Origin of the sequence: Frigoribacterium sp. 2-23 (assembly GCF_049601585.1) — a bacterium.
Classification (GTDB): Bacteria; Actinomycetota; Actinomycetes; order Actinomycetales; family Microbacteriaceae; genus Frigoribacterium.
Genome location: NZ_CP187126.1, coordinates 2134079 through 2149944, shown reverse-complemented (window position 1 = coordinate 2149944; position 15866 = coordinate 2134079). Strand labels below are relative to the sequence as shown.

16 protein-coding genes are annotated in these 15866 nt (G+C 70.3%); 13 read left to right on the top strand and 3 right to left on the bottom strand.

Annotated features, from left to right (window positions below; all coding sequences use genetic code 11):
- Window positions 1–64 precede the first annotated feature (64 nt).
- Window positions 65–970, top strand: coding sequence for a glycine betaine ABC transporter substrate-binding protein (locus ACPEEZ_RS10105; RefSeq protein ID WP_423918282.1), 906 nt, complete (start codon window positions 65–67; stop codon window positions 968–970).
- Between the two features lie 216 nt (window positions 971–1186).
- A complete protein-coding gene (locus tag ACPEEZ_RS10100) occupies window positions 1187–1423 on the top strand; it encodes a hypothetical protein (protein WP_423918280.1) in 237 nt (78 codons plus the stop codon).
- Between the two features lie 28 nt (window positions 1424–1451).
- Here the strand turns inward: ACPEEZ_RS10100 and ACPEEZ_RS10095 are convergent, their stop codons facing one another.
- Complete coding sequence (locus ACPEEZ_RS10095) at window positions 1452–2258, bottom strand: alpha/beta hydrolase (protein WP_423918277.1); 807 nt, start codon at window positions 2256–2258, stop codon at window positions 1452–1454.
- A gap of 61 nt (window positions 2259–2319) precedes the next feature.
- Between ACPEEZ_RS10095 and ACPEEZ_RS10090 the strand changes: the two genes are divergently transcribed.
- A complete protein-coding gene (locus ACPEEZ_RS10090; protein WP_423918274.1) occupies window positions 2320–3522 on the top strand; it encodes a mechanosensitive ion channel family protein in 1203 nt (400 codons plus the stop codon).
- A 71-nt stretch (window positions 3523–3593) separates the two neighbouring features.
- Here the strand turns inward: ACPEEZ_RS10090 and ACPEEZ_RS10085 are convergent, their stop codons facing one another.
- The gene (locus ACPEEZ_RS10085) at window positions 3594–3773 is read right to left on the bottom strand and encodes a hypothetical protein (RefSeq protein WP_423918271.1); all 180 of its coding nucleotides are present in this window, start codon (window positions 3771–3773) and stop codon (window positions 3594–3596) included.
- A 151-nt stretch (window positions 3774–3924) separates the two neighbouring features.
- Between ACPEEZ_RS10085 and ACPEEZ_RS10080 the strand changes: the two genes are divergently transcribed.
- Window positions 3925–5079, top strand: coding sequence for an SLC13 family permease (locus ACPEEZ_RS10080; protein WP_423918268.1), 1155 nt, complete (start codon window positions 3925–3927; stop codon window positions 5077–5079).
- On the opposite strand, the gene ACPEEZ_RS10075 is transcribed toward ACPEEZ_RS10080, so the two are convergent.
- Entirely contained in the window at window positions 5036–5893 is an 858-nt protein-coding gene (locus ACPEEZ_RS10075) for a sugar phosphate isomerase/epimerase family protein (RefSeq protein ID WP_423918266.1), read from the bottom strand. The genes ACPEEZ_RS10080 and ACPEEZ_RS10075 overlap by 44 nt on opposite strands.
- A 96-nt stretch (window positions 5894–5989) precedes the next feature.
- On the opposite strand from ACPEEZ_RS10075, the gene ACPEEZ_RS10070 reads away from it, so the two are divergent.
- The 9 genes from ACPEEZ_RS10070 to mnhG all read left to right on the top strand — a co-directional run bounded on the left by ACPEEZ_RS10070 (window position 5990) and on the right by mnhG (window position 15819).
- Window positions 5990–6763 (top strand): fructosamine kinase family protein, encoded by a 774-nt coding sequence (locus tag ACPEEZ_RS10070; RefSeq protein WP_423918263.1) that lies wholly within the window; start codon window positions 5990–5992, stop codon window positions 6761–6763.
- Window positions 6764–6850: 87 nt separating this feature from the next.
- On the top strand, window positions 6851–8347 hold the full coding sequence (locus ACPEEZ_RS10065; protein WP_423918261.1) for an alpha,alpha-trehalose-phosphate synthase (UDP-forming): 1497 nt from the start codon (window positions 6851–6853) through the stop codon (window positions 8345–8347).
- The gene (gene otsB / locus ACPEEZ_RS10060; protein ID WP_423918258.1) at window positions 8344–9120 is read left to right on the top strand and encodes a trehalose-phosphatase; all 777 of its coding nucleotides are present in this window, start codon (window positions 8344–8346) and stop codon (window positions 9118–9120) included. The genes ACPEEZ_RS10065 and otsB overlap by 4 nt, the downstream gene beginning before the upstream one ends.
- A gap of 161 nt (window positions 9121–9281) precedes the next feature.
- Window positions 9282–12326: a Na+/H+ antiporter subunit A gene (locus tag ACPEEZ_RS10055; protein WP_423918255.1), complete on the top strand. Its 3045-nt coding sequence runs from the start codon at window positions 9282–9284 to the stop codon at window positions 12324–12326.
- Entirely contained in the window at window positions 12323–12820 is a 498-nt protein-coding gene (locus tag ACPEEZ_RS10050; RefSeq protein ID WP_423918252.1) for a Na(+)/H(+) antiporter subunit C, read from the top strand. The genes ACPEEZ_RS10055 and ACPEEZ_RS10050 overlap by 4 nt, the downstream gene beginning before the upstream one ends.
- Window positions 12817–14409, top strand: coding sequence for a Na+/H+ antiporter subunit D (locus ACPEEZ_RS10045; protein WP_423918249.1), 1593 nt, complete (start codon window positions 12817–12819; stop codon window positions 14407–14409). Before ACPEEZ_RS10050 ends, ACPEEZ_RS10045 begins: the two co-directional genes overlap by 4 nt.
- Window positions 14406–14978, top strand: coding sequence for a Na+/H+ antiporter subunit E (locus ACPEEZ_RS10040; protein WP_423918247.1), 573 nt, complete (start codon window positions 14406–14408; stop codon window positions 14976–14978). Before ACPEEZ_RS10045 ends, ACPEEZ_RS10040 begins: the two co-directional genes overlap by 4 nt.
- The gene (locus tag ACPEEZ_RS10035; protein ID WP_423918244.1) at window positions 14975–15238 is read left to right on the top strand and encodes a monovalent cation/H+ antiporter complex subunit F; all 264 of its coding nucleotides are present in this window, start codon (window positions 14975–14977) and stop codon (window positions 15236–15238) included. Before ACPEEZ_RS10040 ends, ACPEEZ_RS10035 begins: the two co-directional genes overlap by 4 nt.
- A complete protein-coding gene (gene mnhG, locus ACPEEZ_RS10030) occupies window positions 15235–15819 on the top strand; it encodes a monovalent cation/H(+) antiporter subunit G (protein WP_423918241.1) in 585 nt (194 codons plus the stop codon). The genes ACPEEZ_RS10035 and mnhG overlap by 4 nt, the downstream gene beginning before the upstream one ends.
- Window positions 15820–15866: the final 47 nt, after the last annotated feature.

Genomic DNA, 15866 nt, shown 5'->3' with positions numbered 1-15866 from the left:
CCTCAGCGGCCGGGGCCCGTCCCGGGACCCGGCCCGCACCTCCTGCAGCACTCGAAAGGACCCCATGAAGAAGCGCACCATCGCAGCAACCCTCGCCCTCGGCACGACGGCCGTCCTCGGTCTGGCGGCCTGCTCGCCTCCCGGCAGCTCGTCGAGCACCGAGGCCCTCGACAACGGCGACCAGAGCGTCGTGGACATGGCCGTCTTCAACGGCTGGGACGAGGGCATCGCGGCCTCCTGGCTCTGGAAGACGGTCCTCGAGGAGAAGGGCTACACCGTCAACCTCAAGATGGCCGACGTGGCACCGGTCTACATCGGTCTGACCCGGGACGACTACGACGTCGTGCTCGACACCTGGCTGCCCGTCACGCACAAGGAGTACGTCGACAAGTACGGTGACGACCTCACCGATCTCGGTGCCTGGAACGACGAGGCGAAGCTCGCCATCGCGGTCAACGAGGACGCGCCGATCGACTCGATCGCCGAGCTGAACGACAATGCCGATCTGTTCGGCGACACCATCGTCGGCATCGAGCCGGCGGCGGGCCTGACGAGCGCGGTGCAGAACGAGACCCTGCCCACGTACGGCATCACGAACCTGCAGCTGCAGACCTCGTCGACCGCCGCCATGCTCACCGAACTGAAGACCGCGACGGACAAGGGCGAGAACATCGCCGTCACGCTGTGGAGCCCGCACTGGGCCTACGACGCGTTCCCGATCAAGGACCTCGCCGACCCCGAGAACACGCTCGGCGACGCCGAGGGCATTCACTCGTTCGGCGGCAAGAGCTTCACGAAGGACTACCCGCAGCTCGCGTCCTGGCTGAAAGACTTCACGATGGACAACGACCGCCTCGCGTCGCTCGAGAACGCCATGTTCAACAGCGGTGTCGACGGCTCCGACTACACGGACGTCGTGGCCGGCTGGATCGACGAGAACAAGGAGTACGTGGACGGCCTCACGAGCTGACCTCGCGCCTCCCGCTCGACGACGCCTCGGCCCTCGGCCGGGGCGTCGTCGCGTCGTACCCCGCTCACGGTTCCTCCACAGGAGCTCCCGGTTCGACGCACAGCGAAACACCGGACACCTGCCGAGGAGGCGCGGGTAGCGTCGTCCGAGGACGCCCCGGGTGTCCCTCGGATCTACCGCGCGGCACCGCTGCGCACCGCACGAAAGGCATCACCTGTGACGACCACCCGCATTGAACCCCTTCGCCGCAACGCCCGCATCATCACCCGGGCCGTCTCCGCCGATCTGGTGCAGGTCGCCACGCCCGAACGCGTCATCGGGTTCGTCCGCGCCGAGCACGACTCGTTCGTCGCCATCAAGGGTGCGAACCCGCACTGGGGCGAGGTCGTCGGGCGTTACGCCACGCAGGGGATGGCGCTCGAGGCGCTCCGTCAGCGCAAGCGCTCCATCTGAGCCCCTAGCCCCTCATCGTCCAGACCGGCTAGTCGGCCAGACCGGCGAAGAACGACGACAACTCCGTGGTGATACGCGCCGTGGCATCGGCGTCGGACAGTGTCGGGGTGCCGTCTCCCGGCTGGGCACCGTAGTGGCCGAACTGGGCATGGGAGAGACCGTCGACCTGGACGAAGGTCGTGTCGTCCGGCAGCAGGTGCCGGGCGTCGTCGATCTTCTGCGGGGTGCTCAGGCCGTCGTCCGAGCCGCCCACGCTCAGCGCGGCGAGGTCGTCCCGCGCCGAGACGTCGGTCGCGCAGTACGAGCCGAGCAGCACGAGCGCGTCGACGCGCGGGTCGTCCTTGGCGTACTGGCAGGCACGGACACCGCCGAGGGAGTGCCCGCCCACGGCCCAGTTCGTGATGTCGGGGACGAGTGAGGTGAAGTCCGAGAGCGGCCGGTTGTCGGCGATGCCCAATCCGAGGGTGGGGCGCTCGACGATCACCGTGACCCCGGTGGCGACGAGCCCGGCGAACGTCTGCTCGTAGGCGCGAGGGTCGACGCGCGCGCCCGCGACGAAGACGAGGCCCTGATCGAGGGGAGTCGTCGTGGCCGGGCGCAGGACGACGGTGTCGTCGTCGCCGGAGATAGCCACCGCCGGGTCGGCGGAGACCGCGGCGAGCGACGCCGGAGTGGCCGTGAAGGTCTGCCTCGTCCAGGCGTAGAAGACGCCGGCCGCGATCAGCACGACGGCGACGACGACGGCCAGCACGATGAGCGCGACGCGACGGGCGCGGTGTCCCGGGCGTGCCTCCGGGGTGTCGGGCCGATGACGAGAACCTGTGCGTTGACTCACCGTTCCAGTCTGACGGACCCGGGTGGTGACCGGCCTGGGCGTCGTCCGACAGGCTGGGGGGATGCCTTGGATACAACTCGCCATCTCGATCGCCGCCGCCGTCGTGCTGACCTTCGTCGTGTCCGCCGTCGTCGGCCTCGTCTTCGGGATGGTCGCGAAGCACAAAGAATGGGCGCAGTCGTTCGTCCGCCGGATGCGCAGGCCGTTCCGCGTCACCCTGCTCGTGGTGCTGCTGGCGATCGCGCTCGACACCTCGCTCGACGCCGTCCTGCCCGGCGGAGCCTCCGCGAACGGCTGGCTCGACCAGCTCTACCGATGCGCGGTCATCGTCGTGGTCGCCTGGTTCGTCGGGGCGCTGGCGATCTTCTTCGAGGACCTCGGGCTCTCGCGCTATCGCATCGACACCCCCGACAACCGGGTGGCGCGGCGGGTCCGCACGCAGGTGCTCATCCTGCGACGGCTCACCGTCGCCGTCATCGTGATCATCGCCGGCGGATCGATCCTGCTGGGGTTCCCCGGGGTCGAGGCGGTCGGAGCCAGCGTGCTCGCCAGCGCGGGCCTCGTCTCGGTCGTGGCCGGCCTCGCCGCCCAGTCGACCCTGGCGAACGTCTTCGCCGGCATCCAACTGGCGTTCAGCGACGCCATCCGCATCGACGACGTGGTCGTCGTCGAGGGCTATTGGGGTCTGATCGAGGAGATCACGCTCTCGTACGTCGTCGTGCACGTCTGGGACGACCGTCGGCTCGTGCTGCCCTCGACGTACTTCACGACCACGCCGTTCGAGAACTGGACCCGTCGTAACAGCGAACTGCTCGGCGCGGTGGAGTTCGACCTCGACTGGAACGTGGAGCCGGGCGACATGCGCGCCGAGCTCGATCGCATCCTCACCGAGACCGAGCTGTGGGACGGTCGCACCAAGGTGTTGCAGGTGACGGACGCGACGCAGGGGCGGGTCCGCGTGCGCGTGCTCGTGACCGCCAAGGACGCCGGCACCCTCTTCGACCTCCGCTGTCTCGTCCGGGAGGAGCTCATCACGTGGCTGCAGCGCACCAGTCCGCAGTCGATCCCTCGGGACCGGGTGCAGGTGATCGAGACGCGGTCCGATCGGCCCGGGCGGACCCGCGCGACGACCTCGAGCGCGGGTGCCGGCGGGTTGTTCAGCGGTGACAACGCCGACAGCGAGCGCACGGCCCTGTTCACGCAGGCCATCCCGCTGCCGCACGACGACGCCCCGACCGATCGATCGCATCGACCCGATCGCTGATCGCCGATCGCGACCGGACGACGGACGCCCCGAGCCGACCGGCTCGGGGCGTCCGTCACGAGGAGGACGACTCAGTCGTTCTCTCGGGCGGCCTCGAGGACGTTGCCGACGGCGATCGCCGTGGTCGCGGCCCACGCCACCACGTTCAGCAGAAGGCGCCAGTCGCGGGGGCCGGAGCTGAGGCTCCGGAGCAGGCTGAAGCCGGAGAAGGCACTCGAGAGGATGGCTCCGTTGAAAAGGAATTTACGCACAGTTCGCTCCTGGGGTCGGTGGCTTCACGCTACCCGGTGACGGCGCTCCGGGTAGCGCCGTGACCGGCACACGGCCCTGATAGCCGCGGGGCTGTACAGTGAGGCGCCCACTCGCCCGACGTGGGCATCGTCACGGATCGAAGGAGTCCCCGTGCGCACTGCCGTGCTCGGCGCCGCCCTGCTCGTGGTCGGTGCGGTCGCGGTCGCCGTCGGCGTCCTGACCCCGGCCGATCTGCTCGCCCTCGTCGAACGGGTCGCGCCCATCCTCGGCTTCGTCGTCGCCCTGACGATCGTGGCCGAGCTCGCCGCCGAGGCGGGGCTGTTCTCCTGGCTCGCGAGCTTCGCCGCCCGAGCCGCGCGCGGTCGGGTCGTGGTGCTCTGGCTGGCCGTCGTGCTGCTCGCCGTCCTGTGCACCGTCTTCCTGTCCCTCGACACCACGGCCGTGCTGCTGACCCCCGTCGTGGTGCTCGTCGCGCGCCGGGTGGGCCTGTCGCCGATGCCGTTCGCGCTGACGACCGTGTGGCTGGCGAACAGCGGCTCCCTCCTCCTGCCGGTGTCGAACCTCACGAACCTGCTGGCGCTGCACGAGCTCGGCTCCCCGTCGCCCCTCGCCTTCGCCGCGCTCGTCGCACCCGCGGCGCTCGTCGGCATCGTGGTGCCCGTCGCGGCCGTGGGTCTGCGCTACCGGCGCCAGCTCTCGGGCACCTTCGCGCCTCCGGAACACGAGCCGGCCGGCGATCGGGTCCTCTTCGCCGTCGCGGCCGCGTCGGTGGGGCTGCTCGTCCCCGCTCTGGTGTCGGGCATCGAGGTGTGGATCCCCGCGTCGATCGCGGCCGTCGTGCTGCTCGTCGTGACGGCGTTCCGGAAACGCGACGTGCTCCGGTTCGGTCTCGTGCCGTGGGGCACCATCGTCTTCGCCCTCGGCTTGTTCGTCGTGGTCGAGGCCGCGCACTCGCTCGGGCTGGCGACGCTCCTGGGGGCGGCCGTCGGGTCGGGGGAGTCGTTGCCCGACCTGCTCCGACTCGCGGCGGGGAGCGCGGCCGCGGCCAACGTGGCGAACAACCTGCCGGCCTACCTCGCGCTCGAACCCGTCGCCGGCTCGCCGCTACGACTGGTGGCCGTGCTGATCGGCGTCAACATCGGCTGCCTCGTCACGCCGTGGGCCTCGCTGGCGACCCTGCTCTGGCACGCACGCCTGTCGTCGATGGGTGTGTCGGTGCCCTGGGGGCGCTTCATGCTCGCCGGTCTCGGGCTCGTGGTGGTCAGCGTGCCGGGCGCCGTCCTGGCGACGGTACTGCTCTCGTAGGCGCGCTCGGCATCGACCTGTCCGGCGTGAGGTGCCGCCGTGCGAACGCGACGGTCTCGCGCAACCGGTCGAGCGTGGCCGATCGGTCGTGCGCGGCGCGCGACCCGTGCACCTCGGCTACGACGGCACCGTCCCAGCCCGTCGAGGCGAGGTGGCCGAGCACCTCGGCCACCGGCTGGCTGCCGTGCCCCGGGACGAGATGCTCGTCGTGGAGCCCGCCGGGTCGGGTCGAGAGCGTGCCGTCGCAGAGGTGCACGTGGCGCAGCCGCGAGCCGAGCGCCAGGGCCAGGTCGAGCGCGTCGCGGCCCGCCACGGCGGCGTGCGAGAAGTCGAGGGTGGCCGCGGCCGAGTCGATCAGCACGGGATCGTGCGAGGGGGCGTAGACGTCGGCCCGAATCGGCCCGACCCGCACGGGGAACATGTTCTCGACGGCGAGCTCGACCCCGGTCGCCGCCTCGACGTCCCGCACGGTCGACGTGAAGTCGCGGGCGAAGCGGTGCTGCCACCGGAACGGCGGATGGACGACGACCGTCCGGGCGCCGAGTTCGGCGGCGAGCTCGGCCGACCGCAGCAGCTTCTCGCGCTGGTCGCGACCGAAGGCGAAGTGGGCGACCGGCAGCACGGGGGAGTGCACCGACAGTACGGGCAACCCCCATCGGGCGACCGAGTCGCGCAGACGGCGGGCGTCGCGGGTGCCGCGTTCGGCCGTGACCATCACCTCGACCCCGTCGAAGCCCGACAGCCTCGCGAACCGGAACGCGTCGTCGATCGGGAGCGGGAAGACGCAGGACGTGCTCATTCCAACCGTGATCACGCCGCCAGGCTACGACCGGGGGGAGCGCCGCCGACGGCGGTCCGGCGTGAACGTCCCGCGAACTCCCGTTGAACGACGCAGGAGCAGACTGGGGTCGTGAGCACGTTCGTCAAGACCCGCCCGCACGCGCCCGACCGGTTCTTCGAGGCCGAGGCCGCCGGTCTCGGCTGGCTCGCCGAGGCCACGGCGGGTGGCGGCGTGCGTGTCGTCGACGTCGTCGCCGTGCGACCCGGTCGCATCGAGCTCGACCGACTCGAGGAGGCGCGGCCCGGCTCGAGCGCGGCCCGCGCCTTCGGAGCCGCCCTGGCCCGCACCCACGGGGCCGGTGCCTCGGCGTTCGGCGTCCCTCCGGCGGGCTGGGACGGCCCCTGCTTCATCGGCAAGCGACCACTCGAGACGACGCCGACCGACTCGTGGGGCGTCTTCTACGCGGAGCAGCGCGTCCGCCCCTACGCGCGGATCGCGCGGGAGGCCGGCAGCATCGACGCGGACGAGCTCGAGCTGGTCGACCAGGCGTGCGTTCTGATCGCCGGCGGCGCGTTCGACGACCACGAGCCTCCGGCCCGTCTGCACGGAGACCTCTGGAACGGCAACGTCGTCTTCACGCCCGACGGTGTCGTGCTGATCGACCCCGCCGCCCACGGCGGTCACCGCGAGACCGACCTGGCGATGCTCGAGCTGTTCGGCTCCCCGCACCTCGACGACGTGATCGACGGCTACGAGCGGGAGTCGCCCCTCCTCCCGGGGCGTGCCGATCGGGTACCCCTGCACCAGCTGCATCCGCTCGCCGTGCACGCCGCGTCGTACGGGCGGGGCTACGGCGAGGCGCTGATCGCGGCCGCGCGGCGGACGATCGCGCTCGCCGGCTGACGCCGGACCCCGGCGGGGCGGGCCCGGCGGCCCGGGGGACAGATCCGTCCACGATGCCCTCACAGGCGCGCTGATAATCTCCTGATCATGAGTGACCCTGCCGAGAGCGACCGCTATCCCTTCGTCGTCGTGTCCAACCGCCTGCCCGTCGACCGGGTCATCGCGGACGACGGATCGGCGAGCTGGCAGCACTCGCCCGGCGGGCTGGTGACGGCTCTCGAGCCCGTGATGAAGGCCAACGACGGCGCCTGGGTCGGCTGGGCGGGGCAACCCGACCTCGAGTTCGAGCCGTTCGAGGCCGACGGCATCGAGATCGTGCCCGTCGAGCTCTCGGCCGAAGAGGTGCAGCGCTACTACGAGGGGTTCAGCAACGACACCCTCTGGCCGCTCTACCACGACGTCATCGCGGCGCCGACGTACCACCGCGTGTGGTGGGAGTCGTACGTCACGGTCAACCAGCGCTTCGCCGAGCGGGCCGCGGCGATCACCGCCGAGGGCGGCACGGTCTGGGTGCAGGACTACCAGCTGCAGCTCGTGCCCAAGATGATCCGCGAGATGCGCCCCGACGTCACCATCGGCTTCTTCAACCACATCCCCTTCCCGCCGCTCGGCATCTTCTCGCAGCTGCCGTGGCGCACGCAGATCCTCGAGGGGCTGCTCGGCGCCGACGTGATCGGGTTCCAGCGGGGCGACGACGCCTCGAACTTCTCCCGCGCCGTGCGGCACCTGCTGGGCCACGCCACCACACGGCCGTACATCGAGGTGCCGGTCGACGACGAGTCCGCCCCGGTGTCGCGGCGAGGCAAGAAGGTGCGCCGCGTCCTCGCGAAGCAGTTCCCGATCTCGATCGACTCCGCCAGCTACGAGGAGCTCGCCGCCCGCCCCGACATCCAGGCCAGGGCGAAGGAGATCCGCGCGGGTCTCGGAAACCCGAAGACGGTCATGCTCGGCGTCGACCGACTGGACTACACGAAGGGCATCCGCCACCGCATGAAGGCGTTCGGCGAATTGCTCGCCGACGGTCGCCTCAGCGTGGAGGACGCCACCCTCGTGCAGGTGGCCAGCCCGAGCCGTGAGCGGGTCGAGACCTACAAGCTGCTGCGCGACGAGATCGAGCTCACGGTCGGCCGTGTCAACGGCGACTACGCCACGATGAGCCACACCGCGATCAGCTACCACCACCACGGCTATCCCCGCGAAGAGATGGTGGCCCTCTACCTCGCCGCCGACATCATGCTCGTGACCGCGCTGCGCGACGGCATGAACCTGGTCGCGAAAGAGTACGTGGCGGTCCGCCGCGACAACGACGGCGTGCTCGTGCTGAGCGAGTTCGCCGGTGCGGCCGACGAGCTCAAGAGCGCACTGCTGATCAACCCGCACGACATCGGGGGGCTCAAGAACACGATCATGCGGGCCATCGAGATGCCCAAGCGCGATCGCACGACGCGCATGCGGGCGCTGCGGCGTCGCGTCCTCGAGAACGACGTCGCGTCGTGGTCGGCGTCGTTCCTGCAGGCGCTCGAGCAGGTGCGCCCGGGTCAGCAGATCGTGCCGGCCGGCACCGACGACGAGGCCTCGGCATGAGCGCCACGGACGTGACCCTGGCGGATGCGCTCGGTCGTCTCGCGACGACCCCGCGCCTCCTGGTCGCCCTCGACTTCGACGGCACCCTGGCTCCCGAGGTCGACCGACCCATGGAGGCGCGGGCACTGCCCGAGGCGAACGAGGCGATCCGTCGTCTGGTCGCCCTGGACCAGACGACCGTCGCCCTCGTCTCCGGCCGCGATCTCGCGGCACTGGACGAGATCACCGAGGTGCCCGAGTCCGTGATGCTGGTCGGCTCGCACGGGATCGAGATGCGCGTCGACGGCCACGAGACGTCGCTCACCGAGGCCGAGCTCGAGCTGCGCGCCCGCATCCACCGCGAGATGGAGGCGGGCGTCGGCGATGCCGAGGGTGTCTGGATCGAGGAGAAGCCCGCGGGGTTCGCGTTGCACACACGCCTCGCCGACGAGGCCACCACCGAGCGCGTGCTGACGGCCGTCGACGGTGCCGTGGGCAGCCTCGAGGGCGTCACGACCCGGCGCGGCAAGAACATCCTGGAATACGCCGTGCGGGCGACGGGCAAGAACGACGGCGTCGAGCGCCTCCGGGAGATCGTCGGCGCGACCGCCGTCCTCTTCGCGGGCGACGACGTGACGGACGAGGACGCCTTCCGGGTGCTGCAGGACGGCGACATCGGCGTCAAGGTCGGCTCGGGCGACACCGCGGCGACTCACCGGGTCGCCGATGCGGCCGAGATGGCGCGCGTGCTGGGTGACCTCGCCGATCTGCGGGATCACCTGGGTCACTCCTAGCGCGCCGGCGTCGCATGCCGACGCCTGCATGCCTTGTACGGTCGTGATGTCCTCTGACCCGGACTCCCAGGTGGCGGCAAGGTAAGATGGAATCTCCGCCCGACTCCCCGCCGTCACGCATCCCCGTGACATGACGAGGTCGCCAGCCGACGGAGGTGCCGATGATCATCGCACTCTCGGCGTTCGCCGTCGCAGCGATCGTCATCGCCGCCCTCGGGCGCCGCCTCGGTACGAGTCTGTTCCTCTGGGCCTCCATCGTCCCGTTCGGCGTCACCGTCTACACGGCCCTCCAGGGGCCCGACGTGCTCGCGGGTCGGGTGCCCACCGAGTCGGTCCCGTGGATTCCGCAGCTCGACGTCGCCCTGTCGATGCGGATGGACGCGCTGGCCTGGGTCCTCGCGCTGATCGTCTCTTTCGTCGGCGGTCTCGTGCTCGTCTACTGCGCGCGGTACTTCCGGTCCGACGACGCGGGCCTCGGGCGCTTCGCCGCCGTGCTCGTCGCCTTCGCCGGCGCCATGTACGGTCTCGTCACGAGCGACGACGTCTTCGTGCTCTTCGTCTTCTGGGAGGCGACGAGCGTCTTCTCCTATCTGCTGATCGGTCACAACACCGGCAAGCAGGCCAGCCGCAGTGCCGCTCTCCAGGCGCTCATCGTCACCACGGCCGGCGGGCTCGCCATGCTGGTGGGTCTCGTCATGCTGAGCGTGGCCGGCGGTACCTCGTCCCTGTCGGCCCTCGTCGCGTCACCGCCGAGCGGCACGGCCGTCACGGTGGCCGTCATCCTCGTGCTCGCGGGGGCGCTGTCGAAGTCGGCGCTCATCCCGTTCCACTTCTGGCTGCCCGCCGCGATGGCGGCGCCCACCCCCGTCAGCGCCTACCTCCACGCGGCCGCGATGGTCAAGGCCGGCATCTACCTCGTCGCGCGCCTGGCACCGGGCTATCACGACTCGCCGGGCTGGCAAGAGGTCATCGTCCTCTTCGGCGTCGTGACCATGCTCCTCGGTGGCTACCGGGCGCTGCGTCAGCACGACCTCAAGCTCGTCCTCGCCTACGGCACCGTGAGCCAACTCGGCTTCCTCACCATCGTCGCGGGCTACGGCACCCGTGACGCGGCCCTCGCGGGGCTCGCCCTGCTCGTCGCCCACGCCCTGTTCAAGGCGACGCTCTTCCTCGTCGTCGGCGTGATCGACCACCGCACGGGCACCCGCGACCTGCGCAAGCTCAGCGGACTCGGCCGGCAGGCGCCCGTGCTGCTCGTCATCACCGTCATCGCGCTCGCGTCCATGGCCGGGTTCCCGCCGACCTTCGGCTTCGTCGCGAAAGAGGCCGTCCTGACCGCCCTGCTCGACGACACCGCGCACGGCGGCGCGCTCGCATGGGTCGCGCTGATCGGCGTGGTGGTCGGGTCGATCCTCACCGTGGCCTACAGCCTGCGGTTCCTCTGGGGCGCATTCGCCTCCAAGCGGGGCGTCGAGCCCGTCGAGTTCGTCCGCGAGCACATCGACTTCCTCTTCTCGCCGGCCGTCCTCGCGGCGCTCAGCCTGGCCCTCGGGTTCCTGGCCGGTCCTCTCGACAAGGTCATCGCCCTCTACGCCGACACGGTGCCCGGCGAGGCGGGCGAGCACGGCCCGTACCATCTCGCACTCTGGCACGGGTTCGAGCCCGCGCTCGGGCTGACCGCCCTGTCGCTCGCGGTGGGAGCACTGCTGTTCTGGCGACGCGAGCGCGTCTCGTCGGCCCAGAGCGCGATGTCGTTCATGCCCCGTGCCTCCGACGTGTACGTGTCGATCATGGCCGGGATCGACCGGACGGCATCGCGCACCACCGCGGCGACCCAGCGCGGTTCGCTCCCGTTCTACCTGTCGACGATCCTCGTCGTGTTCATCGTCTCGTCGGTGGTCACGCTGTCGTCCAACCGCAGCTGGCCCGACACCGCCGTCCTCTGGGACTACCCGGCCCAGCTCGCGATCGGCGTGCTCATGATCGTGGGTGCGATCGCCGCCGCACGGTCGAACAAGAGGTTCCAGGCGGTCGTCCTGGTCGGTGTCATCGGCTACGGCATGGCGGCGCTCTTCGCCCTGCACGGTGCGCCAGACCTCGCCCTGACCCAGGTGCTGATCGAGACCATCACGCTGATCGCCTTCGTCCTCGTGTTGCGCCGCCTCCCCGCCCAGCTCGGCGATCGCAACGGCAGCACGCATCGCGTGATCCGGGCCGTGATCGGCATCGCCGTGGGGTCCGTGATGGCCGTGATCGCCGTCGTCGCGCTCGGCGCCCGCAGCCTCGACACGATCTCGGGGGAGTTCCCCGACCTGGCCGTCTCGGGCGGCCACGGCAAGAACGTCGTGAACGTCACCCTGGTCGACATCCGCGGCTGGGACACGATGGGCGAGATCGCCGTCCTCATCGTCGCGGCGACCGGTGTCGCGAGCCTCGTCTTCCTCACCTCGCGCACCGACGTGCTGCCGCGGCCCGAGCGTCGCACGCGGGCGCAGCGCTTCATGGCCCGTGTCCGGCCGGTGCGCGAGCCGGCCGCCGTCGTGACCGAGGGCGGGAAGACCATCGAGATCGGCGGCTCCGACGAGGGTGATCGTCGTGCGTGGCTGCTCGCCGGCCGGAAGCTCGCCCCGCAGAACAGATCCATCCTGCTCGAGGTCGTCGTGCGGCTGGTGTTCCACGCCATCGTCGTCGTCTCGATCTACCTCCTGTTCGCCGGTCACAATGCACCGGGCGGCGGTTTCGCCGGTGGGCTCGTCGCGGGCATGGCGTTCGTCGCCCGCTACCTCGCCGGCGGACGCTACGAACTCGGTGCCGCGGCACCCCTCGACGCCGGCAAGCTGCTCGGCTCCGGGCTGCTGCTCGTCGTCGGTACGGCGACCGTCCCGCTGCTGTTCGGCGTCGACGCGCTCACCTCGACCTGGTTCGAGACCGAGGTGCCGGTGCTCGGTCACCTCGAGTTCGTCACCTCGACGTTCTTCGACATCGGCGTCTACCTCGTGGTCGTCGGGCTCGTGCTCGACGTGCTGCGGAGCCTCGGTGCCGAGGTCGATCGGCAAGAGGAGGTCGACGAGGAGGCACGCGCCTCGGGCGATCTGCCGCCCGAAGACGAAGTCCTGTCGAACGCGCAGGGGTTCGAACCCGTCACCTCGACCAGCCGACAGACCGCCGACACCGACGACACCACGAGAGGAGGTGCTGCATCGTGAGCGTCTCCCTCGTGTTGATCGTCGTGATGGCCGCGCTCTACGCCTGTGGCGTCTACCTGCTGCTCGAACGCAGCATGACCCGCGTCCTGCTCGGGTTCCTGCTCGTGGGCAACGCGACCAACATCCTGATCCTGATCATGGCGGGGCGCCGGGGCGCGGCCCCGATCGTCGATGGCGAGTCCTCGCCCGCCGACTTCGCCGACCCGCTGCCGCAGGCCCTCGTGCTGACCGCCATCGTCATCACGTTCGGTGTCTCGGCCTTCCTGCTCGCGTTGATCTACCGCTCCTGGCGCCTCGCCCGCGAGGACACGGTCGCCGATGACGTCGAGGACCGCGAGATCGGGCGGCGCGGTGTGCCGACCGAGGCCGGGGGAGCCGAGGCGGGCGCCGGCACCGATACCGACGACACCGAGTTCGGCGAACGCGCCGAGGCGGCGGTCCACGCCGACGACACAGCCCCCAGCCGAGACCATCGAGAAGAGGCCGACCGATGAGCGCACTCGTCCCTCTCGTCGTCCTCATCCCGCTGATCGGCGCCGGAGCCGCGTTGATCGCGGGGCGCAGGCCGCGCCTCCAGGCGATCATCTCGATCACGGCCCTCGCCCTGGTCGTCGTCATCAGCCTCGTGCTGCTCGTGGTCGTCGACGGCCAAGGGGCGATCGCGGTCGAGATCGGAGGCTGGCAGGCCCCGTTCGGCATCGTGCTCGTCGTCGACCGGCTCGCGGCCCTCATGCTCTCGATCTCGTCGATCGTCCTGCTGGCGGTGTTCATCTTCTCGGTGGGGCAGGGCAACGCCGACGGTGACGGCGACGCCCCGGTCTCGATCTACAACCCGACCTATCTCATCCTCGCCACCGGTGTGTTCGACGCCTTCGTCGCGGGCGACCTGTTCAACCTCTACGTCGGGTTCGAGATCCTGCTCGTGGCCAGCTACGTGCTCATCACGCTGGGCGGCACCGAGCAACGCATCCGGGCCGGCGTGACGTACATCGTCGTGAGCCTCGTGTCGTCGATGCTCTTCCTCGCCTCCATCGCCATGATCTACGGCGCGCTCGGCACCGTGAACATCGCCGACATCGCCCAGAAGATGGACTCGATCCCGCCCGACGTGCAGGCGATCATCCACGTGATGCTCCTCACGGCGTTCGGCATCAAGGCCGCCGTCTTCCCGCTGTCGTTCTGGCTGCCGGACTCCTACCCGACGGCGCCCGCGCCGGTCACGGCCGTCTTCGCGGGCCTTCTGACCAAGGTCGGCGTGTACGCGATCATCCGCACCGAGACCGTGTTGTTCGTCGAGAGCAACGTCAACGTCTACCTGCTGATCATCGCGTTGCTGACGATGGTGGTCGGAATCCTCGGCGCGGTGGCCCAGGCCGACATCAAGCGGCTGCTCTCGTTCACGCTGGTCAGCCATATCGGCTACATGATCTTCGGCATCGCCCTCGGCACGGTCGAGGGGCTCGCCGCCACGATCTACTACGTGGTGCACCACATCACCGTCCAGACGACGCTCTTCCTCGCCGCGGGGTTGATAGAGCGCCGAGGAGGCACGGCCTCCATCCTGAGACTGGGTGGCCTCCTGAAGGCGGCCCCGGTCGTCGCCGTCCTCTTCTTCATCCCGGCCCTGAACCTGGGCGGTATCCCACCGTTCTCCGGCTTCATCGGCAAGCTGGCCCTGTTCGACGCCGGCGCCCGCCTGCACGACCCGCTCGTCTACGTGCTCATCGGGGCCGGTGCCCTGACCTCGTTGCTCACGCTCTACGCCCTGATGCGCGCCTGGAACCTCGCCTTCTGGCGTCCGAAGAAGGATGTCGAGAGCCACGAGTCGCCGCTCACCGAGAAGCTCGAAGAGGCACCGGGTCGCACGGTCGTCCAGCAGAAGCGGGCGAACCCCCGCACGATGGTGGGCGCGACGGCCGGTATGGTGCTCGTCTCGCTCGTGCTGACCGTCGCGGCCGGGCCGCTCTACGGGGTGGCCGAGCGGGCGGCGGGCAAGGTCTACGGCTCGAACGCGTACGTGCAGCTCGTCTACCCCGAGGGCGAGGGCGACACGGTCACCGGCGACGAGGGGGGCACGCCGTGAGCCAGAAGCCCTCCCTCCACGAGATCGGGCGGAGCCTGCTCCGGCAGCTCCCGCTGCTGATCGGTCTGATCGTGCTCTGGATGTTCCTCTGGAACCAGCTCACCGTGCTCAGCTTCGTCAGCGGTGTCGTCGTGGCCCTGCTCGTGACCCGCGTGTTCTTCCTGCCGCCGGTCGAGCTGAGCGGGCGGTTCAACCTGCTCTGGGCCTTCGTGTTCCTGGGCGCCTTCCTCCGCGACCTCGCGGCGGCCAGTGTCCAGGTCAGCTGGCAGGCCGTCCGTCCCCGCGGTATCGGGGCCAACGCAATCATCGCCGTGCCGCTGCGCACCCGATCCGACTTCATCATGACGATCACCGCCGAGGCCGTCTCGCTCGTGCCCGGCTCGCTCGTCGTCGAGGCGGACCGGGAGCGCTCCATCCTGTATCTGCACGCCCTGTCCGTCGGAGACGCCGCGGGAGTCGTCCGCGTCCGCGAGGGGGTCTGGGCCGTCGAGGCGCGCCTCGTGCACGTGCTCGGCAGCGACGACGACCTCGCCCGACTCCGCGACGAAGAGAAGGGACTCGTCTCATGACCGTCGTCGCCTGGGTGGTCGGCGTCCTGTTCGCGTTCGCGGCCGTCGCCTCCGTCATCCGCATCGTCAAGGGCCCGGCGATCCTCGACCGCATGATCGCGTCCGACATGCTGTTGACGACCCTCATCTGCGTGCTCGGTGCCGACATGGTGTTCAACCACCACACGCGCACCCTGCCCGTGATGATCGTGCTGGCACTCACCGCCGTGTTCGGCTCCATCACGGTCGCCCGCTACGTCTCGAAGCAGGACCCGTCATGACCGCGCTCGACACGTTCTACGACGTCGCGAGTTCCGTCATGCTCATCGCGGGGGCGCTGCTGAGCGTCGCGGCGGGCATCGGTCTGCTGCGGTTCCCCGACGCGCTGTCGCGCATGCACGCCGCCACGAAACCGCAGATCTTCGGGCTCATCCTCATCCTGGCCGCCATCGCGCTCGACCAGCACACCGTGGGCACGGTCGCCTCCCTGCTCGTGGTGCTCGTGTTCCAGATGCTGACGGCCCCCGTCTCGGCCCACATGATCGGTCGCGCCGGCTATCGCAACGGCGACCTTCGACGCGACCTCCTCGTCGTCGACGAGCTCGAAGAGGCCGTCGAGCACGCGACCGACGAGATCGAAGGCAGCGACGACGTCGACACGTCCCTGCTGCCGGTCGGGTCGGCCGGTGCGCTGGCGGTGGAGCTGGGTCGCGTCGAGCCGTCGTCTGGCGACGGCGGGGCGGGCGACGGCGGGGCGGGCGGTCCGGGCGACGGCGAGTCCGCTGAGGGCACCGCCGACGACGACATGCTCGACGACGCCGAGGGCGACGAGAGCGCGGGCGGCTCCGACTCTCGTCGGTGACGCCGGTCCGCACCCGCGGCGGCGCCGAACCGTTGTGACGGGCTGAT

What these genes read in the sequence shown, in the direction of transcription:
- ACPEEZ_RS10105 (WP_423918282.1), top strand. Translation starts at nt 65, where the DNA reads ATGAAGAAGCGCACCATCGCAGCAACCCTCGCCCTCGGCACGACGGCC.
- ACPEEZ_RS10090 (WP_423918274.1), top strand. Translation starts at nt 2,320, where the DNA reads ATGCCTTGGATACAACTCGCCATCTCGATCGCCGCCGCCGTCGTGCTG.
- ACPEEZ_RS10065 (WP_423918261.1), top strand. Translation starts at nt 6,851, where the DNA reads ATGAGTGACCCTGCCGAGAGCGACCGCTATCCCTTCGTCGTCGTGTCC.
- otsB (WP_423918258.1), top strand. Translation starts at nt 8,344, where the DNA reads ATGAGCGCCACGGACGTGACCCTGGCGGATGCGCTCGGTCGTCTCGCG.
- ACPEEZ_RS10055 (WP_423918255.1), top strand. Translation starts at nt 9,282, where the DNA reads ATGATCATCGCACTCTCGGCGTTCGCCGTCGCAGCGATCGTCATCGCC.
- ACPEEZ_RS10045 (WP_423918249.1), top strand. Translation starts at nt 12,817, where the DNA reads ATGAGCGCACTCGTCCCTCTCGTCGTCCTCATCCCGCTGATCGGCGCC.
- ACPEEZ_RS10035 (WP_423918244.1), top strand. Translation starts at nt 14,975, where the DNA reads ATGACCGTCGTCGCCTGGGTGGTCGGCGTCCTGTTCGCGTTCGCGGCC.
- mnhG (WP_423918241.1), top strand. Translation starts at nt 15,235, where the DNA reads ATGACCGCGCTCGACACGTTCTACGACGTCGCGAGTTCCGTCATGCTC.